Origin of the sequence: Sorangium sp. So ce185 (assembly GCF_051526825.1) — a bacterium.
GTDB classification, from domain to species: Bacteria; Myxococcota_A; Polyangia; order Polyangiales; family Polyangiaceae; genus Sorangium; species Sorangium cellulosum_D.
This window is the reverse complement of record NZ_CP150316.1, coordinates 2,552,749-2,571,680: the sequence shown is the minus strand read 5'-3', so window position 1 is coordinate 2,571,680 and position 18,932 is coordinate 2,552,749. Positions and strand designations below refer to the sequence as shown.

General features: G+C 72.0%; 20 protein-coding genes. 9 read left to right on the top strand and 11 right to left on the bottom strand.

The window, feature by feature from the left end; all coding sequences use genetic code 11:
• Nucleotides 1–87 precede the first annotated feature (87 nt).
• The 5 genes from WMF26_RS09590 to WMF26_RS09570 all read right to left on the bottom strand — a co-directional run bounded on the left by WMF26_RS09590 (nt 88) and on the right by WMF26_RS09570 (nt 5,177).
• Nucleotides 88–1,107 (bottom strand): hypothetical protein, encoded by a 1,020-nt coding sequence (locus WMF26_RS09590; RefSeq protein WP_438000066.1) that lies wholly within the window; start codon nt 1,105–1,107, stop codon nt 88–90.
• Nucleotides 1,108–1,218: 111 nt separating this feature from the next.
• On the bottom strand, nt 1,219–2,265 hold the full coding sequence (locus tag WMF26_RS09585; RefSeq protein ID WP_437939768.1) for a polysaccharide deacetylase family protein: 1,047 nt from the start codon (nt 2,263–2,265) through the stop codon (nt 1,219–1,221).
• Entirely contained in the window at nt 2,258–3,106 is an 849-nt protein-coding gene (locus WMF26_RS09580; protein ID WP_437336861.1) for a class I SAM-dependent methyltransferase, read from the bottom strand. Before WMF26_RS09580 ends, WMF26_RS09585 begins: the two co-directional genes overlap by 8 nt.
• Nucleotides 3,107–3,116: 10 nt before the next feature.
• Nucleotides 3,117–3,881 (bottom strand): class I SAM-dependent methyltransferase, encoded by a 765-nt coding sequence (locus WMF26_RS09575; protein WP_438000065.1) that lies wholly within the window; start codon nt 3,879–3,881, stop codon nt 3,117–3,119.
• A gap of 306 nt (nt 3,882–4,187) precedes the next feature.
• Nucleotides 4,188–5,177 (bottom strand): transaldolase, encoded by a 990-nt coding sequence (locus tag WMF26_RS09570; protein WP_438000064.1) that lies wholly within the window; start codon nt 5,175–5,177, stop codon nt 4,188–4,190.
• A 117-nt stretch (nt 5,178–5,294) separates the two neighbouring features.
• Here WMF26_RS09570 and WMF26_RS09565 point away from each other — a divergent pair, with 117 nt between their 5' ends.
• Nucleotides 5,295–7,349 carry a MutS family DNA mismatch repair protein gene (locus tag WMF26_RS09565; protein WP_438000063.1) on the top strand — a complete coding sequence of 685 codons (2,055 nt, stop codon included), beginning with the start codon at nt 5,295–5,297 and terminating at the stop codon, nt 7,347–7,349.
• A 31-nt stretch (nt 7,350–7,380) separates the two neighbouring features.
• Here the strand turns inward: WMF26_RS09565 and WMF26_RS09560 are convergent, their stop codons facing one another.
• The gene (locus tag WMF26_RS09560) at nt 7,381–8,346 is read right to left on the bottom strand and encodes an alpha/beta fold hydrolase (RefSeq protein ID WP_438000062.1); all 966 of its coding nucleotides are present in this window, start codon (nt 8,344–8,346) and stop codon (nt 7,381–7,383) included.
• 137 nt (nt 8,347–8,483) lie between these two features.
• On the opposite strand from WMF26_RS09560, the gene WMF26_RS09555 reads away from it, so the two are divergent.
• Nucleotides 8,484–8,975 (top strand): LEA type 2 family protein, encoded by a 492-nt coding sequence (locus WMF26_RS09555; RefSeq protein WP_437572357.1) that lies wholly within the window; start codon nt 8,484–8,486, stop codon nt 8,973–8,975.
• Between the two features lie 26 nt (nt 8,976–9,001).
• Here the strand turns inward: WMF26_RS09555 and WMF26_RS09550 are convergent, their stop codons facing one another.
• The gene (locus tag WMF26_RS09550; protein ID WP_438000061.1) at nt 9,002–9,706 is read right to left on the bottom strand and encodes a Uma2 family endonuclease; all 705 of its coding nucleotides are present in this window, start codon (nt 9,704–9,706) and stop codon (nt 9,002–9,004) included.
• Between the two features lie 254 nt (nt 9,707–9,960).
• On the opposite strand from WMF26_RS09550, the gene WMF26_RS09545 reads away from it, so the two are divergent.
• The 6 genes from WMF26_RS09545 (at nt 9,961) to WMF26_RS09520 (ending at nt 14,831) form a co-directional block, all read left to right on the top strand.
• Nucleotides 9,961–10,248, top strand: coding sequence for a hypothetical protein (locus WMF26_RS09545; RefSeq protein ID WP_020733898.1), 288 nt, complete (start codon nt 9,961–9,963; stop codon nt 10,246–10,248).
• A gap of 19 nt (nt 10,249–10,267) precedes the next feature.
• The gene (locus tag WMF26_RS09540) at nt 10,268–11,149 is read left to right on the top strand and encodes a galactose mutarotase (protein ID WP_438000060.1); all 882 of its coding nucleotides are present in this window, start codon (nt 10,268–10,270) and stop codon (nt 11,147–11,149) included.
• A 213-nt stretch (nt 11,150–11,362) separates the two neighbouring features.
• A complete protein-coding gene (locus tag WMF26_RS09535; RefSeq protein ID WP_437945807.1) occupies nt 11,363–12,403 on the top strand; it encodes a polysaccharide lyase in 1,041 nt (346 codons plus the stop codon).
• A gap of 152 nt (nt 12,404–12,555) precedes the next feature.
• A complete protein-coding gene (locus tag WMF26_RS09530; RefSeq protein ID WP_061621987.1) occupies nt 12,556–12,921 on the top strand; it encodes a DUF2089 domain-containing protein in 366 nt (121 codons plus the stop codon).
• Nucleotides 12,921–13,574 carry a YIP1 family protein gene (locus tag WMF26_RS09525; protein WP_438000059.1) on the top strand — a complete coding sequence of 218 codons (654 nt, stop codon included), beginning with the start codon at nt 12,921–12,923 and terminating at the stop codon, nt 13,572–13,574. Before WMF26_RS09530 ends, WMF26_RS09525 begins: the two co-directional genes overlap by 1 nt.
• A 159-nt stretch (nt 13,575–13,733) precedes the next feature.
• Nucleotides 13,734–14,831, top strand: coding sequence for an alpha/beta hydrolase (locus WMF26_RS09520; RefSeq protein ID WP_438000058.1), 1,098 nt, complete (start codon nt 13,734–13,736; stop codon nt 14,829–14,831).
• Between the two features lie 22 nt (nt 14,832–14,853).
• On the opposite strand, the gene WMF26_RS09515 is transcribed toward WMF26_RS09520, so the two are convergent.
• Nucleotides 14,854–15,279, bottom strand: a complete 426-nt coding sequence (locus WMF26_RS09515) for a VOC family protein (RefSeq protein ID WP_061621990.1) — start codon at nt 15,277–15,279, stop codon at nt 14,854–14,856.
• 79 nt (nt 15,280–15,358) lie between these two features.
• Between WMF26_RS09515 and WMF26_RS09510 the strand changes: the two genes are divergently transcribed.
• A complete protein-coding gene (locus WMF26_RS09510; protein ID WP_438000057.1) occupies nt 15,359–16,522 on the top strand; it encodes a peptide-N-glycosidase F-related protein in 1,164 nt (387 codons plus the stop codon).
• Between the two features lie 54 nt (nt 16,523–16,576).
• Here WMF26_RS09510 and WMF26_RS09505 read toward each other — a convergent pair whose 3' ends face one another.
• The 3 genes from WMF26_RS09505 to WMF26_RS09495 are packed head-to-tail and all read right to left on the bottom strand — an operon-like array spanning nt 16,577 to nt 18,566.
• Nucleotides 16,577–16,972 (bottom strand): GFA family protein, encoded by a 396-nt coding sequence (locus tag WMF26_RS09505; RefSeq protein WP_438000056.1) that lies wholly within the window; start codon nt 16,970–16,972, stop codon nt 16,577–16,579.
• A complete protein-coding gene (locus WMF26_RS09500; RefSeq protein WP_438000055.1) occupies nt 16,966–18,198 on the bottom strand; it encodes an RNA polymerase sigma factor in 1,233 nt (410 codons plus the stop codon). Before WMF26_RS09500 ends, WMF26_RS09505 begins: the two co-directional genes overlap by 7 nt.
• Entirely contained in the window at nt 18,195–18,566 is a 372-nt protein-coding gene (locus WMF26_RS09495) for a YciI family protein (protein WP_438000054.1), read from the bottom strand. The genes WMF26_RS09500 and WMF26_RS09495 overlap by 4 nt, the downstream gene beginning before the upstream one ends.
• Between the last annotated feature and the right edge of the window lie 366 nt (nt 18,567–18,932).

The following is an 18,932-nucleotide window of genomic DNA, read 5'->3' as shown; positions in this document are numbered from 1 at the left end:
GCGGCGGCGCGCCAACGCCAGCGCGCGGCGGGCGTGGCGCGCGCCTGCGACGCCGGCGGCCGCGCCCGCGGCTCCGGCGCGAGCGGCTCAATCGCCGAAATCGCCGAAATCGCCGAGATCGCCGCCGCCGTCGTCGAGCCCGCCGCCGTCATCGCCCCACGGATCGCCGTCGTCCGGCCCGTCACCCTCGTCGCCCGCGCCCTCGTCGCCCGCGCCGTCGTCGCCGCGATCGGCGTCGTTCAAGAGATCGGGATTCGCCGCGGCCTCCTGCGCGGTGCCGAGCGGCATGCCCGCCGGGCTCACGAAGAGCACGTGGGGAGGCGAGAGCATGTGCATGAACGAGGAGATGAGCATCACGTCCAGCACCATGCTGAGCGGGCTCGGAGGGTAATAGACCATGAACGGGTCGTAGCCCGGGTGCGTGGGGCTCGCCGGCTGCGGCCCGGCGGCCGCGCCGTCGCCCGAGGGCGCGTGCACGACGCGCGCCTCGGCGTGGCGCTGCTCCACGCGCGCCTCCGGCATCGCCGCCTTGAGGGCGCCCTCGAGCCGGCCGACGAACGACTCGAACTGCAGCCGCGCCGTCTCGAACAGCGCCGGGTCCTTCGCGAGGGGCTCGACGCGGCGGCGGTAGTCCTCCGCGCCCTCGCCGGCGCGCGGCTCGAGATCGCGCAGGCGCCCGCCCACGGACACGACCCCCGCCGGCTCGTCCTCGGCGTGCTCGGTGCGGGCGCGCGCCTCGATCACGAGGTGCAGCCCCGCCTCCTCGTGCTCGGCGGCGAACTTGAGCTCGGTGAAGCCGCGCCCGAACACGGACGAATGCTCGGACAGCGCGAGGACGAGATCGGGGAGGTCGTCCGGCTTGCCGTCGGTGTCCTGGAAGATGACGGTGTCGTCGATGACCAGCGAGAGCGCGTTGCCGACCCCGAGCTGGACGAGCGCCCGCCGCACCTGGTCGACCACGGCGGTCGCCTCCAGCTCGACGCGCATGCGATCGGTGTCGAGGTCGAGCCTAGCGCCGAAGCCGCGCTTCAGCTTCTCCCAGAGCGTGGGGTCGCGCTGGATGATGCTGCCCTTGAGCGAAACGTGGATCTGTCCGATGAGCCGCATGCGCGCTCCTTAGCACCGGAGCGCCGCCGGAGGGCGGCCGACGCGGGCGCGGCGCCGAGGCGCCGGCCGGGCGCGCTTCGCCGGGGCGCCGCTCGGCGGTCGCGGGCGGGGCTAGCCGAACGTGAGCCGCTGCGCCACGCGCTTGTACGCCTGCTCGACGACGCGGCGCGCGTGGTGGATGGCATTGGAGTGAGGGAACTGCAGCGACGGCGGCTCGCTCTCGTCGGCCTCCGGCGACGCGTCCGCGAGCCGGCGCGCGAGGGCGCCCACGGTGTCGACCTCGAAATCCCTCGAGTTCTCCTTGAGGAAGCGGCAGAGCCCGCGGAGCCGCTCCACGTTGAGCCGGTTCGGGTAGCCGCGGCGCGCCTCCGCCGAGTCGAGGAAGTAGAACTCGAACGAGTGCGTCACCAGCGTGACCTCCTTGACCCCGAGGGCGCGGTAGCGGAGGAGGCAATGCTTGATCTCGTCGAGCGTCACCGCCGTGATCTGGAGGTGCCTGAAGCGCTTCGTCGGCTCGATGAAGTTCGTGACCGGCAGCTCGTACACCCCCTTCTCGGGCGTCTCGAAGAGGCCGAGCCGCGCGCCGGGATACTGCATCTTGCAGTTCTTGTTGAAGTAGCAGGGGTTGTAGTTGCTGCTCAGCACGAGCCCCGCCAGCTTCATCGCCCGCCAGGTGTCGTTGTTCGCGCCGAAGTTGCCGGCGCGGTAGCCGAGCAGCTCGCTCGCCGGGACGCCCGCGCGCACGAGCAGGTCGCGCCCCTCGAGGAGCAGCCGCGCCTGCTCCTCGACCGGGTAGTCGGCGATGTCGTCCGAGACGCGGGCCTCGCCCCGCGTGTGCCAGTCCGCGCGCCGCTGCACCGGGTGCACGTGCAGCTGCACGTCGTGGCCCCGGCTGTGCAGCGCCTGGCACACGTTCGTGAGGCCGTCCATCCCGAAGCTGTACGAGCCGATCGCCTCGACGAAGAACGTCCCCCGCTGACCGTGCGCCTCGAGCTCGCGCATGATGAGCTCGATGCCGAGCGGATCGCGCTGGTTGACGAAGCGGCCCCAGATGCGGAGGTCGTAGCCCATCGCGGGAGATTTGCTGTCGCCCGTGATGCGCTCTTCGGCGCACTCCACGTCCACGGTAATGTATACCCGCGTCCTGCCGTCAGCCATCGCCTGCTCCTCCCTCACCGCGCTTCTGAAGAACCATCGTGATCGTCGGGGCAACGAAGCCCACGTGCATCCCCAGCGGACCGAGCAGCCGGTTCGCCACGGAGAAGGCGAGGAGCCGCGGCCCGGACATGCCCATCTTGGCCTTCAAATCGACGATCAGCCGGCCCCGATCCTGCTGCGAGATGTCCGCATAATCGCCGAACCCGCGCCGGAGCTGCCAGGGAAATACGCTGTAGACCGACGGGCCCGGAAACAAGGGGTGCAGCGGGCGAGGCACGTAGTTCATCAGCGGGCGGCGGCTGTGGAGCTCGACCGGCCAGAGGCGGTTGCTCGTGCCCAGGATCACGATGAACCCCCACGGCCCGAGCACCCGGTCGATCTCGCGCTGGACGGCCGGCAGGCGCTCGGGCGGGATGTACTCGAGCACGCTGTTGCAGGAGACGAGCTCGAACTCCCCGTCCGCGAACGGAAGCGAGGTCGTGTCGGGGACGTGAAGGACGCGCACCTTGTCGGACATCCCATGGCGCTCGACGTTCAGCTGGGTCAGCTCGACGTACGTGGGGTCGACGTCGATCGCCGTCACGTCGGCGCCCAGCGTCGCGAGGACGATCGACGTCCCGCCCAGGTGGCAGCCGAACTCGAGCACCTTCTTGCCCCGGACCGACGTGAAGAGGTCGTCGTAGGCGTGGCGGCTGTGCCGCCACTCCCAGGCGACATAGCCCCCCACGAAGACGTCGTCCGGATCCCAGCCGTGGCGCTGGGCGCACTCGCGGAAGCGGCGGTCGGCGTCTGCGTCCCGGACAGCTGGCGGCGCGTTGACGTTCGGGCTCGGATCGCTCATCGGGAAAGGCTCAAGCGTCAGGCGTACCCCCCGTCTGCGTGGGCGCCCTGTAGATGGCGAACAGGTAGGGGGAAAACCAGGGGTTCGTCTCGCCAGGGACCACCCGGCTGGCGATCGCCCGGAGCGGCGCGACGAGCTTCCAGACGACACGCCGCGCCAAGAGCGGCGCCTCGTCGTCCAGCCAGAAATCGAAGTGGCCGCCCGTGTAACGGGCCTGGACGATCTCGGCGCCGTTGCGGCGGGCGGCGGCCTCGAGGAACGGCAGGTTCATGATGCGGGTGTTGTGGCCGTTCAGGTTCTTGCGGTCGAACAGCCAGTGGAGCGCCTTCTGCCCGCCGGCGAAGTTCGGCATGGCCACGACCACGGTGCCTCCCGGCTTCACCAGCTCGAAGTGCCGATCCACCACCGACCCCGCGTCATCGAAGTGCTCGATGAACCCGAAGGAAGCTACAATATCGAATTTTTCCTCGGGCTTCCAGGAGAAGAAGTCCCCCTTCTCGATCTTGCCGACCTTGACGCCGCGCTTCGTGAGCTCCTGCTCGACGACCGCCGGGTCGCAGGCGAAGTCGAGGCCGTAGGCGGTGTAGCCGAGGCGCCCGCTGAAGTCGGCGAGGATGCGGCCCGGCGCACACCCGATCTCGAGGAACGACAAACCCTCTCCGCGCGGCAGGAAGGGAGCGATGTCGTCGTAGAGCTCGCACCCGCCGCCCATGTCCTCGGCGGCGGCGTTGAGCTTCCAATGGTTCTCCCAGTACTCCTGTGACGTGAGCTTCAACGTCGCCTCCTCGTTGCCGTGACGGAGGGGGCGGCTCCACGGAGAGCCTCCCCGGAGGATCGCATTCGACCCGCCACACCGCGGCTGGTCGCGCTGGTCGAGTTGGTCGAGTTGGTTGAATGCGATCCGCGTGCCATCCAGCGCGACGAATCCTAGAAGACGGGAAGGCCCACACGCAAGCCGGCCCTCCGGCTTCGCCCTGCGCCTCCGGGCCATCGGGCGCGCGGGCCGGCGTCGCGGCGCGCGGGGCGCCGAGGCGTTTTTCCCCGGCGTTCTGCCCCGCGGGCCGCGCCCGCGCCGCCGGCGCTAGGAGGCCGCCACCTTCTGCAGGCGCTCGCGGAGCAGGACCTCGAGCTGGGCGAGCGCCTTCGCGAAGCCGTCGATCCCCTCGCTGAGCTTGTCGCTCGCCATCCGGTCGGCGCCGTGCATCGCGCGGAACGTCGCCTCATCCATCGTGATCTTCTCGATGTGCATGGCGCGCGCCGCTTCCGGGTCGAGCTTCCTCGGCAGCTCGCCGCGCGCGGCGGCGAGCTCGGCGAGCAGCTTCGGCGAGATCGTCAGGAGATCGCAGCCGGCGAGCTCCTTGATCTCGTCGATGTTGCGGAAGCTCGCGCCCATCACCTCGGTCTTGTAGCCGTGCTTCTTGTAGTAGTTGTAGATCTTCGTGACCGAGACGACGCCCGGGTCCTCGGCGGGCGCGTAGCTCGCGCGGCCCGTGTCCTTCAGGTACCAGTCGAGGATGCGGCCGACGAACGGCGAGATGAGCGTCACGCCCGCCTCGGCGCACGCGATCGCCTGGTGCAGCCCGAAGAGCAGCGTGAGGTTGCAGTGGATGCCCTCCTTCTCGAGGACCTCCGCCGCGCGGATGCCCTCCCACGTCGAGGCGATCTTGATGAGCACGCGCTCGCGCGAGACGCCGGCCTCCTCGTAGAGGCGGATGATGCGCCGGCCCTTCTCGATGGTCGCCTGGGTGTCGTAGGAGAGGCGGGCGTCGACCTCGGTCGAGACGCGGCCGGGGATGATCTTCAGGATGCGCAAGCCGAAATCGACGGCGAGCCGGTCGAACGCGAGGCTCACGGCGTCGCCCGGCTCCTTGCTCTGGCCCGCCTCCTTCTGGGCCCACGCGAGCGCGCCGCTCACGATGTCGGTGTACTCGGGCATCTGGGCGGCCGCGGTGATGAGCGACGGGTTCGTCGTCGCGTCTTGCGGGCGGAATTTCTCGATCGAGTTGATGTCGCCGGTGTCGGCGACCACGACGGTGTACGCCTTGAGGCGCTCCAGCAGGTTCTGGTCCATGGCGCCATTGTAGTACGAGCAGCCAGCCAGGACGCTTCAAAGCTTTCGTGGCCTCCGTGCGAAGGGCCTCCGCTGCCGCTGGATGCACGGCCCGCGCTGGCCTATGAACAGCGGCCCGTGGAGCCGCCCCCCAACGCCGCCGCGCAGCCGCCCCCCAACGCCGCCGCGCAGCCGCCCCCCGACGCCGTCGCGCAGCGCGTCCTGTCCGCCTACGACGATCGCTTGGCCGTCCTGCGCGCCGAGGCCGGCGCGCTCGAGCGTCGGTCGAGGACGTTCTCGCTCCTGCGCGGCGTCTCGTTCGTGGCCGCGGCCGTGGCCGGGGGGTACGCGCTCTTCGGCGACGTGCCGCGGTGGGTCGCGTACGCCGCCGGCGCGGTGACCGCGGTGTTCCTCGGGCTGCTCGTGGCGCACGCGCGCCTCGTCACCCGGATGACGGAGCTCGAGCAGCGCATCGGCCTCTACGTGCGCGGCAAGCGGCGCGTCGCCGGCGACTTCGCCGACTTCCCCGAGCGGGGCGAGCGCTTCGCCGCGCCCGACCACGACTACGCGGGCGATCTCGACGTGTTCGGGCAGGCGTCGCTGTTCCAGCTGCTCGACGTGGCCCAGACGGGCGAGGGCGAGGCCACGCTCGCGGCCTGGCTCACCGAGCCCGCCCCGGCGCCCGCCGTGGCGGCGCGGCAGGAGGCGGTGCGCGAGCTCGCCGGCCTCGGCGCGTTCCGGGAGGATCTCGCCGTGGTGGGCATGCAGGCGGGGGCGCGCGGCCGCGAGGCCGGGCCGCTCATCGCGTGGGCCGAGGCGCCCCCGGCGCTGCTCGGCGCCGAGGCGCGCGCCGGCGGCCTGCCGGCGAGCGCGCTGCTGACCGCGGCGAAGGTGCTCGTGCCGCTGACGCTCGCGCTGCTCGCCGCGCCGCAGGTCGTCCCGGCGGAGCAGCTCGGGCTGCTCCGCCACGCCTGGCTCCTGCCGTTCGGGGCCCAGCTGCTCGTGCTGCTCCTCCTGCGGCCCGCGATCGAGCCGATCCTCGCCGCCGCCTCGTCGCGCGAGGCGCCGTTCGCGCGGTACCGGCCGCTCCTCGCGCGCATCGAGCAGCAGGCGTTCTCGTCGGCGCTGCTGAACGAGCTCAAGGCCGAGCTCGCCGGCCCCTCCGGCGCGCTCGCCTCGCGCGAGATGACGGCGCTCGAGACCCGGGTGGGCTACTCGGATCTGCGCCACAGCGGGCTCATCCACCTCATCGCCGACCTCTTCCTGCTCTGGGACGTGTGGTGCGCGCTCGCCCTGGAGCGGTGGAAGCTGCGCGCGGGCCGGCACGTGAAGGCGTGGATGCGGACGCTCGGACACGTCGAGGCGCTCGCGAGCCTCGCGACGTTCGCGCACGAGAACCCCGACTACGCCTACCCCGAGGTGAGCATCGGGGAGCCGCGCTTCGCGGCGACGGGGCTCGGCCACCCGCTCTTGCCGCGCGACCGCCGGGTGACGAACGACGTCTCGCTGGAGGGCGCGGGCGCCGCGCTGCTCGTGACGGGCTCGAACATGTCGGGCAAGAGCACGCTGCTGCGCGCCATCGGGGTGAACGCCGCGCTCGCCCTCGCGGGCGCGCCGGTGTGCGCGTCGTCGCTGTCGCTGTCGCCGGTCCGCGTCCGGACGAGCATGCGGATCAAGGACTCGCTCGAGCAGGGGGTCTCGCACTTCTACGCCGAGCTGACCCGCCTGAAGCGCGTCGTCGACGGCGTGGGCCGCGGCGAGCCGGTGCTGTTCCTGCTCGACGAGATCCTCCACGGCACGAACGCGCGGGAGCGCCAGATCGGGGCCAGGGCGGTGGTGAGGCACCTGGTCGAGCGGGGGGCCATCGGCGCGGTGTCGTCCCACGACATGGGGCTCTCCGTGCTGGAGCAGGAGACCTCGGGCCGCGTGCGCAACATGCACTTCGAGGAGCTCGTGGTCGATGACCGGATGACCTTCGACTACAAGCTGAAGGCCGGCGTCGTGACGAGCGCGAACGCGCTGCGGCTCATGAAGATCGTGGGGATCGACCTCGACTTCTCGGAGGGCGAGCGCGGGCCGGCCGTGGCGGCCGCGTCACCGCCGCCGCCCGCGTCACCGCCGCCGCCCGCGTCACCGCCGCCGCCCGCGTCACCGCCGCCGCCCGCGTCGGAGCGAGCTTCGGCGCCGGAATGAGCGCGACGCGCCGTCCGGGCGGCTCACCCCGCTACGACGCAGCCTGACCCGTGCCCTGCTCGAGCGTCGCGGCGCGCTCCCCGGGGGCGCCTGACGCGGTCGGCGGCGGTGACGCGGCCGCCGCCGCCGGCGCGCCCGCGTCCCTCGCGATCACCTCCCGCGCGAACGCGGCGATCCGCTCGGCGAACCGGCGCGGATCGTCGACGTGCGGGCAGTGGCCGACGCCTTCGGGCTCCTCGATCTCCGCGTGCGGCGGGAGGTGCCGCCGGTAGTACTCGAGGTTGCCGCCCGGCATGAGGCGGTCCGAGCGGCCCCAGATGAGCAGGATCGGCATCGACAGGGACCGCAGCTGCTCGGGCGTGAACGCGTGCTCGCACCGGGCCGAGCTCGTGAAGGAGACGATGGTCTCGCGCGCGAACATCCGCACGATGTCGCCGGCCACCAGCGGGGCGAACCACGGGACGCGGTGGTAGAGCCGCGCGAAGAACGCGTGCGCGTCGGCCCGCGACCGCAGCTTGAAGGCGCCGAGCAGCGCCGCGAGCTCGGCCTGCTCCATGCACGCGCCGGCCGGCGACGCGAGCACCAGCGCGCGCACGCGGTCCGGCGAGCTCAGCGCGTAGCTCACCGCGACCGCGCCGCCGAGGGAGTTGCCGACGACGATGGCCGGCGCGTCGAGCTCGCGGTCGAGCAGCTCGTTCATGGCGGTGGTGAGGCACTCCGGCGTGAACGCCGACGCCGGCGCCGCGCTCCACCCGTGCCCCGGCGCCTCCGCGGCGACGACGCGGCGGGCGTGCCGCCGCAGCCGCTGGAGCACGGGCGCGTACGGGAGCGCCGACGAGCCGATGCCGTGGAGCAGGACCACGGTCGGGAGCGAGCCGGTGCCGGGCGCATCGTAGAGGTGCAGGCGGCAGACCGACGTGTCGACCCAGCGGCTCTGCACCCCGGAGCGGTTCAGCGCCTTCTTGGCGAGGCGCTCGGCGAGCGGGAGGATGCCCATCCGCCGGGCATAGCAGATCGCGAGGGTCTCCGCGCGGACGGAAGCGCGGGCCCGCGCGGCGGGGCTGCTCCGCCGTGCTCCGCCGCGCGGGCCCGATTTCCGTTGAGCGCCAACGAGATCCGCGCCACATCTCCGCCGTGCGCTCGCTGCTCCTCGCTGCCGCCCTCTCCCTGGTCGCGTGCTCGCGCCCCGAGCCGCCGACGCTCAAGCCCGAGGTCGCCGCGGTGACCGCCGTCACCGCCCAGGGCATCGATCTGCGGGTCCAGATCCAGGCGTACAACCCGAACAGCGTCGATCTCTCGACGCGCTCGCTGAAGGCGACCGTGCTGCTCGACGGCAAGATCGACGTCGGCACGGTCACCGTGCCCACGCCGCTCAAGCTGCGGTCGAAGCAGTGGACGCGGATCGACGCGCCGCTCTCGGTGAAATGGCAGGATCTCACCAGCATCGCCGCGCTCGCGGCGCAGGGTCGGGGGGTCCCGTACCAGGTGAACGGCACCGTCGCGATCGGCGGGGAGACGCTCAACGTGGACGTGCCGTTCCGCCTGGCGGGGACGCTCACGCAGGAGCAGCTCGTCACGGTGATCGGGAACTCGCTGCCGGGCCTGCCGCTCCCCGGCCTGCGCTAGGGGCGGCCGTCCCGCGTACGCGGGCTTCAGGTGAGCGGTCCGAAGCGCTTCTCGTAAGCCGCGAGCTTCTCCGCGAGCGCCTGCGCTCGCTCCTCCGCCGCGCGGGCCTGCTCCTCCGCCGTGGGGAGCGTTCGCCCCTCGGCGTCGAGCCACCGGAGCCATTTCCCTTCGCTTCCCAGGTACGAGCCGTCCCGCACACCGAGGCGCAACCCGAGCTGCTGACTGACCAGCTCGCCGCCCGCGCTCGGGTCCATGGGCCTGTAGGCGCGCGAGCCGACGTCGAGCGCGTACCCTTCCAGCAGGTTCTTCATCGGATCGAACAGGAAGTACTCCGGCACGCGCAGCACCTTCGCGTAGATGCGCATCTTCTCCCCGCGGTCGACCGACTCCGTGCTCTCCGACAGGAGCTCGATCACCAGGTCCGGCGTCCTACCGTTCTCCTGCCACACGACCCAGGACTTCCTGTCGCGGCGCACCGTATCGAGCACCACGAAGACGTCCGGCCCGCGGAAGTCGTTCTTCATGGTCTGGAGCTCGCTGAAGTAGATGGCCATGTTGCCGCTGACGTAGACGTCGTCGCGATCCTTCCAGAAGAGATCCAGCGACTCGATGAGCAGCAGCATCTGCTTGCGGTGGCGATCGCTCTCCATGGGCTCGCCGTCGTCGTGGGGGAGCTCGTCCTCTCCGGGCGGCGCGATCGGGACGAGCGAGGTCTCGCTGGCGTACGGCATGGCTTCCTCCGCGCGATCTTACCAGCTTCCCGGAAGGCTGCAGCCGAAGGCGGCTCGACGGCGGACGCGCTCGGCCTGCGTCGGCTTACGCTGGCGACGCGCCGTCGTGCGGAGAACGCGGCGCTCTGTTGTCTCGGGCCCGCAAAGCTTGCAGAATCGCCGCGGAGGAGGCGCCCGTGCCCGTCGACGAGTCCATCCGCTGTCCGTGCTCGCGGTCGCTCGGCGAGCGCTCGCTCACCGCCGGGTAGCGGCCCATGTCCGGCGGCCTGATCTTCCACGACGGCGGCGGCGGGCCCGTCGCGCGCTGCGGGCGCTGCGGCGCGGAGGCGGCGGGGCCGTGCGCGCGCTGCCGTGCGCCCGTGTGCGGCGACTGCTGCGTGCTCACCGAGGGCGGCGCGCGGGTCTGGGCGATCTGCCTCGCGTGCGAGGATCGCGGCGGCCGCTCGCTCCGCCGGGGCTGGGCGATGGTCCTCGGGTGGATCGCGCTGCCGATCGCGGCGCTCGCGCTGCTCGTCGGGTTGCTCGAGTGGCTGCGCAGGTGATGGAGAGAACGGAGGCGTCATGTTCAGCGTGAAGCAGATCGAAGGTGCGATCCCCGCGGTGGAGCTCGTCGACGGCGGCGCCTCGAGCCGCGCCGTGCTCGCCCCGGCCCGCGGCGGGATCCTGACCGAGCTGACCCTCGGCGGGCGCGAGCTGCTCTACCTCGATCGCGCCACCTTCGAGGATCGCAGCGCCAACGTGCGCGGCGGCAACCCCGTGCTCTTCCCTTCCCCGGGCAAGCTCGCCGGCGACGCCTGGTCGTCCTCGGGCGCGCAGGGCCAGATGCGGCAGCACGGCTTCGCTCGCGCCCTGCCCTGGTCGCTCGACGATCGCGGCGCCGCCGCGCCCGACGGCGCCCACGCGCGGCTCGCCCTGCGCTCGAGCGAGGCGACGCGCGCGCAGTACCCCTGGGACTTCCGCGCCGAGCTCACCTACACGCTGCGCGGCAGATCGCTCCGGATCGACATCCGCGTCACCAACGAGACCGGCGAGGGCGCGCCGCCGATGCCCTTCGGGTTCGGGTTCCACCCCTACTTCGCCGTCTCCCAGGCCGACAAGCCCCGGACCTCGATCGAGACGCGGGCGACGCGCGCGTTCGACAACACCACGAAGCAGGAGGTGCCCTTCTCCGGCTTCGACCTGACCCGGCCCGAGGTCGACCTCCACCTGCTCGACCACGGCTCCACCGAGAGCGCGCTCTCGATCGAGGGCCCTCGGGCCGCGCGCATCGCCGTCCGCGGCTCGCCCGAGTTCACCCACTGGGTCGTGTGGACCTTGCAAGGCAAGGACTTCGTGTGTCTCGAGCCCTGGACCTGCCCCGGCAACGCCCTCAACACCGGAGAGCGCCTGATCCACCTGCCGTCGCGAGAGACGCAGGCGCTGTGGATCGAAATCTCTGCCTGAGGCGCAGCGCGCGCGAGGCGGGCCCTCGTGACATGAGGGCTGAAGCGAGGTGCGCACGGGCCGTGTTCGATGCCTGCTTCGCGGTTGACGGCGGGCTGGAAACAGCATGGAATCCAGCCCATGACTTCCAGAACCCACCTTACCGCACATCGTAGCCTTTTTCTCCGCTGCCGTGCGCTGCTCGGGCGGCGGCCGCGATTCCTGCTTTCCGCCTTGCCCGCCGCCGCGCTGGTCGCGACCGTCGCGACGGGCGCCTCGGCGGCGCCGGTCTGGACCGGAGACTTCGAGACGGGCGACCTGTCCCAGTGGAACACCTCGCTCAACGGCGAGCACATCTCGGTGGTGACGTCGCCTGTCCTGCAGGGGACGCGGGCCGGGCAGATCCAGCTCACCAACGACGCCCGCTGGTCCAACGGCATCAAGCGGGTCGAGCTGAACCACAAGCCGGCCGCCGGGCGCACGGCCGAGGGCGCCCAGACGTATTTCGCCTGGAGCTTCTACCTCCCCGAGGCGCTCGCGGCGGACCCGCCGACGCAGATCGGATACTGGGAGTCCGACGGGAGCTACAATCAGATGATGTCCTTCGAGGTCGTGGGACAGAACATCAGCTTCGCCACCCGCAAGCCCGCGAACAAGGTGCACTGGCAGGCGAACGGCGCGGTGACGCCCGGCGTGTGGCACCGCATCGCGCTGCACATCAAGTGGTCGACGAACCCGAGCCAGGGCTCGGTGGACGTGTGGTTCGACGGCGAGCAGGTCGTCACCGCCGGCCAGGCGCAGACCCTCGCCGACGGCAACCCGCACTTCACGCAGCTCGGCCTGCTGCGCAACCCGTCCGAGTTCACGGACAGCCCCATCCTCATCCTCGATGACGCCGTGGAGGGGGACACCCTCGAGGACGTGCGTCCCGCGCTCCCCTCCTCCGGGGAAGGCGGCGCCGGGGGCGCGGGCGGCGGAGGTACCGGCGGGGGCGACAACACCGGCGGCGCGGGCGGCGCGACGAGCGGCAGCGGGGGCGCGGGCGGCGGGACCACGAGCGGCTCGGTCACATCGACGTCCTCGGCCGCGACCTCCGGCGCCGGCACCACCGGCACCGGCGCGGGGACCGGCGGCGCGGACGAGGGCGCCGACGAGGAGGGCGACGAGGGCGGCTGCAGCTTCCGCGCCGCCGGCTCGCCCGCGGCCCCCACGACGCTGGCCCTCGCCGGGCTCGCCGTCGCGCTCGCGTTCGCGCGGCGGCGCGCCCGGCGCTGAGCCGTCGCGAACGGCGCCGCTCGGGCCCCGCGCGGGCGGCGCCGAGCGCATCGTGAGCTCGGCTGGGCCTCACAACAAAATTGATTCATGAATCAATTTTATTAAACCAAACGTTGACGTCGTTGATCCACGGGACATATTAGCTTCGTCCTGTGGCAAAATTTGTCGTTCGATGCCCGAGCTGTGACGGCGAGCTGCGCGCGACGCGGCTCGGCTGCCAGGCGTGCGGAACCAACCTGGACGGCCAGTTCGAGATCCCGGCGCTGCTCCAGCTGTCGCCGGACGATCTCGCCTTCGTGACCGCCTTCGTGCGCTCGTCGGGGAGCCTGAAGGCGATGTCGCAGCTCCTTCAGATCAGCTACCCGACGGTGCGCAACCGGCTCGACGAGATCATCGGCCGGCTGGAAGCGCTGGAGCAGGGCGTTCAGAAGCGCCGGCACGAGATCCTGGATGCGCTCGAGCACGGGCGCCTCTCCGCGAAGGAGGCGGAGGAGGCGCTGAGAAAGGTGGGACTCTGATGAGGATCACGCCCGACGAGAGGGTGCGCGCGCTCGTGCGCGACCACGTGATCGAGCCCGCGGAAGGCGAGCGGCTCCTGGCGACGATGTCGCCGCGGCCCCCCCGGACCGGATGGCGGCTGGCGCTGGACCCGTTCGAGCGCTTCGGCGGGGAGGTCGCGGCTGTGGCAGGGCTCGCGGTCGCCGCGCTGAGCGTCGCCATCACGCGCCTCGGCGTCCGCTTCGACGGCTTCCTCGACCTGCACATGGCGCCGGAGGTCGTCCCGACCACGACCGCGCTCCTCGAGCAGGTCGTCGCGTGGCCCCTGCCCGCCCTGCTCTTCTGGGCGTACGCGCGGCTCCTGCGGTGCCGCGTGCGGTTCGTCGATTTCCTCGGCGTGACCGGGCTCTCGCGCGCGCCGCTCGCGCTCGCGGCGGTCGTGCTCGGCCTGCTCGCCCCTGCGCCGCCAGCGGCGGGCGGGCCGGCGCTCACGCCCGCGGTGGCCGCCTTTGCCGTCCTGGCCGCGCTGTGCCTCGCGTGGTTCCTGACGCTGCTGACCCAGGGCTTCAAGAACGCCTCCGGCCTGCGGGGCGCTCCGCTGATCGCAGGGCTCATCGCCCTCGTGCTCGTCTCGGAGATCGTCTCGAAGGTCGCGCTCGCGCAGCTCGGCTGACTCCATCCGGTCCGCGGCGCACCGCCCGGTTCACGCGGCGCGCGCTCGACGACGCTCGCTCTGCCGCGAGGGCGCACCGGTGCGCCCGGGCGGCGTCGGCTCTCTCCTGCTGCTGGCATCCTGCTGCTGGCATCTCCCCTGCTTCTTCGGAGGATCGTCATGTCATTGCGTTCGAATCACCTGGTCCCGGCGCGCCGCGCCGCGTTCGCTCTCTCGTGTGCGGTCGCGCTCGCGGGGTCGCCCTTCGGCGTGAGCTGCGGCGCCGCAGTGGGTGAGTCGTCCGCCGGCGGCGACGGCGCCCTCCCGGACGAGACGCAGCCGCCCCCGGCGCAGGACACGCCGAACCCGCCGGCGTGTCCGGAGGCGACCAGCGCCGACCTCACCGTCGAGAACGCCTACGGCGCGCTGGCGGGCACGCTCGAGGTGCCGGCCGGGTGCGGGCCGTTCCCCGCGGTGGTGATCCTCCCCGGCTCCGGGCCGACCGATCGGGACGGCAACCAGGCCGCCGCGGGCGTCGCTGCGGACACGTACCGGCTCCTCGCGGAGGGCCTCCGGGACCGGGGAATCGCGTCGATCCGCTACGACAAGGCCGGCATCGGCGGGAGCGCCTCCGCGGCGCCCCGCAGCGAGCAGGAGCTGCGCTTCGAGATGGGCGCCGACGACGCGGTCCTGTGGGTGAAGGCGCTCCGCGACGACGGGCGGTTCGCGACGGTCACGGTGGTCGGCCACAGCGAGGGCTCGCTGCTCGGCATGCTGGCCGCCCAGGCGATCGAGGTCGACGGCTACGTCTCGATCGCCGGCGCGGGCCGGCCCATCGGCGAGGTGCTGCGCGACCAGCTCGCCGGCCTGCCGGACGAGGATCGCGCGAGGGCGTACGAGATCCTGGGCCGGCTCGAGGCGGGCGAGCTCGTGGAGGATGTTCCGCAAACGGAGCTGTTCCTGAGCCTGTTTCGCCCGAGCGTGCAGCCGTACATCATCTCGTGGATGAAGCACGATCCCGCGGTCGAACTCGCGGCCGTGAAGGCGCCGGTCCTCCTGCTGCACGGGACGGCCGATATCCAGGTGGGGGTGCAGGAAGCCGAGCGGCTCGCCGGCGCGCGGCCGGACGCAAGGCTCGTCCTCATCGAGGGGATGAGCCACACGCTCAAGGAGGCGACGCTCTCGAGCGCGTCGCAGCGAGCGGCGTACACCGATCCGAGCCTGCCTGTGGTGCCGCGCGTGCTCGACGAGATCGGGGCGCTCCTCCGCGCGGAGTGACGCCGCGCGCCCGGTCGCTCGGCTATGCGTAATAACGCGCTTCGAGCATGTTTCCGTCCGGATCCTGGAAGTAGAACCAGTGCACGGAGGCGCCGCGCGCGCCGAACGACGGGTCGTTCGCCGTGTGCATCGCCACGCGCGCCGCGCTGAGCCGGGCGGCCAGGGCGTCGAACTCGTCGCGATCCATCGCGAAGCAGACGTGGTTGATGGGCCCGCCGGCGCCGGACGGCCTCGTCTCGCCGGTGGCCTTCCGGACGAACTCGGTGATGGAGACGGGCATCAGGTCGAGGATCGACGTCTCGGAGAGGCGGACGCTCGGAAACGGCGCCTGCCCCGCCCGGAACTCCTCGGCGCGGACGCTGGTGAGGCCGACCACCCGGGTATAAAACTCGAGCGCGCGGAGCGGGTCCTCGACCCACAGGACGACGTGATCGACGTGGAGTGCCATGAGGAGGAGAAGGCTACCGCGGCGGGCCCCGCCCGGGCTACCGTGGGCTCTCGCCATCAGGCACGACCCGGAGGATCTCATGTCGGGTTCACGTTGCACGCGACGCGCCCTCGTCGGGGCGCTCGGTTTCGCCCTCGTCCTGGGGGGCTCCGGCTGCAGCGACGACGCGGCGCGCGCGCCCGGGCAAGCGCAGCCCGGCGCCGGCGGGGCCGGCGGCCAGGGCGGCGAGGAGCAGGAGCCCTCTCCCGCGCCGGCCTACACGATCGCGGCGTTCGAGGAGGTCCGGATCACGAGCGACGCCAGTCAGCCGAACTTCCAGCAGGCGAACGCGGACATCGATCTGCGCGACGGACCGTTCGCGAGCGTGAGGCTCGTCGTGGAGCTGGAGAGCACGTGTTATCCCTTCGAGACGTGGGAGGACAATCCGCCCCCGGAGGGCCAGAGCTGGCCCGCGGACTGCGACGCGTTCGACCGGAACTTCGAGCTGTCCCTGGACGATCCCGTCGATCCTGCGGTGGATCCGCCCGGCATCGAGCTCGTCCGCGCGATCACGCCGTTCGGGGGGCCGCTGCGCCTGGACGTGGACATCACGGACGTGGCGAACGGGCTCCCCGCGGGCCAGCACCGGCTGAGGGTGGTGATCCCGACATGGTCCGACGGGAGCGGTCAGGTGAGCGGCTCGAACGGCGGGTGGAACGTGAGCGCCGTGATCGAGGCGGTGCCCGGGCCGGCGCCGAGGAAGGTGCTGGCGGTGGTCCCGCTGTTCAACGGGTCGCAGACGACCGCGGACGGGCCGGGGCCGCTCGCCGTGGAGGTGCCGGAAGGGACGGTGAGCTCGCGCGTGGAGTACCGGATCACCGGCCACGGCGGCGGCGAGTCCGGGTCGGGGTGCATTGGACCGGCCGAGGAGTTCTGCCGGCGAATACACACCCTCTTCGTGGACGGGAGCGAGCTTGCCCGCATCAGGCCGTGGCGGACCGACTGCGCGGCGCTCTGCACGATCGCGCACCACGGGCCGGAGGACGGCGGGTTCGATTACTGCCTGGAGAACCCGTGCGGAGCGATCGAGAGCGTTCGGGCGCCGCGGGCGAACTGGTGCCCAGGGAGCGAGTCGCCGCCGTTCACGTGGGACGCGGACGCGCTGCGGGTGCCCGGGCAGCACACGCTGGCGTGGGAGATCTCGACGATCGCGGAGGGCGGCTTGTGGCGGGTCTCGGCGACGTACTTCGCGTTCGGCGAGTAGCGGCGCCGCGAGCGGCCGCGCGCGTCGCGCCGGCCTCTCGCGCGCTCCGCCGCGCTACGGCGGCAGCTCCTCGAACTGGGGGAGGCCGTCGGTGATCGGATGCCACGCCGCCTTCGAGCCGACGTAGATGTGATGATCCGGCCGTCGCTCCGGCGCCTCGGAGAGCGCGCCGAGCTGCACGTGAGCGAACGTGTTCCCGCGGACCGTGTCATACAGCGGCGAGAAGCATCGATCGCACAGGCCGCGATACCCCTCCTCGGACTCGTCGGCCTTCAAGAGGTGCTCGCGACCCGCGGAGATTTTGACCTTGTCGATCGCGATCCCGCCGACGGCGGAGCAGGCGGCGCCGGTGCGCCGCCGGCACCTCGAGCAATGACAGTAGAAGGCGTAATCGAACGCATCGTCGACCTCGAAGCGCACGAGGCCGCAATAGCAGCTGCCCGTCAGCATGACTCCTCCACCTCTCTCGATCGCCGCTCCAGGAAGCGCCGCTCCGGCTCCTGCGTCGTGAGCTCGAGCGCGCGACGGTACGCCGCGCGGGCGGCGTCGCGGCGCCCGAGCTTTCGCAAGAGATCCGCGCGCGCCGAATGCAGAAACCGGTAATCGCGGAGCTCGCCGCGCTCGAGGAGCGCGTCCATGAGCGCGAGGCCCGCTTCAGGGCCGCGGTGCTGGCTGATGGCTGCCGCCCGGTTGAGCTCGACGACGGGCGTCCTTTCGGCGATCAGCAGCAGATCGTACAGGCGGACGATCTGGCCCCAGTCCGTCGAGGCGCTGTCCGGCGCGCGGGCGTGCTCGGCGGCAATGGCGGCTTGCAGCGTGTACGTCCCGACAGGGGGGCGGGCCCAGGCGCGGCGCAGGAGGCCGAGCCCCTCCTCGATCTGCGCGCGATTCCAGCGCGTTCGATCCTGGTCGGCGAGCAACACCACGTCACCCGTGATCGAGGCGCGCGCCTCGCGGCGCGCGTCGTGCAAGAGCAGCAAGGCCAGGAGCCCGAGCACGTCCGGCTCGGGCAGGAGCTCGACGAGCATGCGCGCGAGCTCGATCGCCTCGGCGCACAGATCGCCGCGGGTCAGGCGCGCCCCCGAAGACGCCGCATAGCCCTCGTTGAACACGAGATAGATGACGTGCAGGACGACGTCCAGCCGCTCGGGGAGCTCTGCCGCCCCCGGGATCTCGTACGGGATCGCCTCCTCGCGGATCTTCCGCTTCGTGCGCACGATGCGCTGCGCGATCGTCGCCGGCTTGACGAGGAACGCCGACGCGATCTCCTCGGTCGCGAGCCCGCACACCTCGCGCAAGGTGACGGCGACCTGGGCATCGGCGCCGAGCGAGGGGTGGCAGCAGGTGAACACGAGCCGCAAACGATCGTCGTCGATCGCCGGAGCGTCGGTATCGACCTCGCTCTGCATCGATTCCTCCATCTGGCGCGCGAGCTCTCCCTGCAGGCGATCGAACCGCGCGCGCCGGCGCAGGCGGGCCAGGGCCGAGAGCCGGCCGGCCCCGACCAGCCAGGCCCGCGGGTGGTGCGGCAGCCCGTCGCGCGGCCACTGCTCGGCGGCGGCGAGGAAAGCGTCGTGCAGCGCTTCCTCGGCGAGGTCGAAATCCCTGAGCAGGCGGATCAGCGTCGCGAGCACGCGGCGCGACTCCGCCCGGTACAGCGCCCCGAAGTCGATCATGAGCTCGCGCTCTCCGGCGTCGGGATCTCGTAGATGGGGCGCACCTCGATCGTCCCCAGCGCGGCGAGCGGGATGCCCGACGCGATGCGGATTGCCTCGTTCAGGTCGCGCGCGTCGATGAGGATGAAGCCGCCAAGCTGCTCCTTCGTCTCGGCGAAGGGGCCATCCGTCGTCGAGAGCTTGCCGGCCCGAACCCTGACCAGCACGGCGCTGTCGGGCGACTGGAGCGCTTCCGCGGCCACGAGGTGACCGCTGGCGGCCAGCTCCTCGTCGTACGCGAGGGAGCGAGCATCCAGCGTGCGCTTCTCCTCGTCGCTCAACGAGCTCAGCGCTTCAGGCGCGAAATGTACGAGACATACGTACTTCATGGGACCTCCGGCTCTGGGCTGTCTTGGTGGATCGTGCGTCGTCCAGCCCATGGTTGTCCGGCGCGCCCGCCGATCGACAGCGATCGCACGAGCGCTGTTCTTTTTTTGTACCACGGGCCGCCTCGGGCCGGCGCCCGCAGCCGGCGGCCTCTGCGGTCGACCGGGCCGGCCGTCAGCGCCACGGCCGCCGTCGCGCCGGGCGGCGCCCGCATCCGCGGTTCGGCCCGGCGATCGCGGAGCGCGGGCCGCTTCTGCGGAGCCCGTCACAGGGCGGGTCGCGATGGCGGGAGAGCCGGCGCGATGCTTGCAATTGCAAAAGAGCGTGCCTGATCGGAGCCGGGTACGGGTGGGGGATCGGCGGAGGGC

Coding starts and splice junctions, on each gene's coding strand:
- WMF26_RS09590 (WP_438000066.1), bottom strand. CDS start 1,107: ATGCGGCTCATCGGACAGATCCACGTTTCGCTCAAGGGCAGCATCATC.
- WMF26_RS09520 (WP_438000058.1), top strand. CDS start 13,734: ATGTCATTGCGTTCGAATCACCTGGTCCCGGCGCGCCGCGCCGCGTTC.
- WMF26_RS09540 (WP_438000060.1), top strand. CDS start 10,268: ATGTTCAGCGTGAAGCAGATCGAAGGTGCGATCCCCGCGGTGGAGCTC.
- WMF26_RS09585 (WP_437939768.1), bottom strand. CDS start 2,265: ATGGCTGACGGCAGGACGCGGGTATACATTACCGTGGACGTGGAGTGC.
- WMF26_RS09500 (WP_438000055.1), bottom strand. CDS start 18,198: ATGATCGACTTCGGGGCGCTGTACCGGGCGGAGTCGCGCCGCGTGCTC.
- WMF26_RS09515 (WP_061621990.1), bottom strand. CDS start 15,279: ATGGCACTCCACGTCGATCACGTCGTCCTGTGGGTCGAGGACCCGCTC.
- WMF26_RS09545 (WP_020733898.1), top strand. CDS start 9,961: ATGTCCGGCGGCCTGATCTTCCACGACGGCGGCGGCGGGCCCGTCGCG.
- WMF26_RS09580 (WP_437336861.1), bottom strand. CDS start 3,106: ATGAGCGATCCGAGCCCGAACGTCAACGCGCCGCCAGCTGTCCGGGAC.
- WMF26_RS09510 (WP_438000057.1), top strand. CDS start 15,359: ATGTCGGGTTCACGTTGCACGCGACGCGCCCTCGTCGGGGCGCTCGGT.
- WMF26_RS09525 (WP_438000059.1), top strand. CDS start 12,921: ATGAGGATCACGCCCGACGAGAGGGTGCGCGCGCTCGTGCGCGACCAC.
- WMF26_RS09550 (WP_438000061.1), bottom strand. CDS start 9,706: ATGCCGTACGCCAGCGAGACCTCGCTCGTCCCGATCGCGCCGCCCGGA.
- WMF26_RS09570 (WP_438000064.1), bottom strand. CDS start 5,177: ATGGACCAGAACCTGCTGGAGCGCCTCAAGGCGTACACCGTCGTGGTC.
- WMF26_RS09560 (WP_438000062.1), bottom strand. CDS start 8,346: ATGGGCATCCTCCCGCTCGCCGAGCGCCTCGCCAAGAAGGCGCTGAAC.
- WMF26_RS09505 (WP_438000056.1), bottom strand. CDS start 16,972: ATGCTGACGGGCAGCTGCTATTGCGGCCTCGTGCGCTTCGAGGTCGAC.
- WMF26_RS09495 (WP_438000054.1), bottom strand. CDS start 18,566: ATGAAGTACGTATGTCTCGTACATTTCGCGCCTGAAGCGCTGAGCTCG.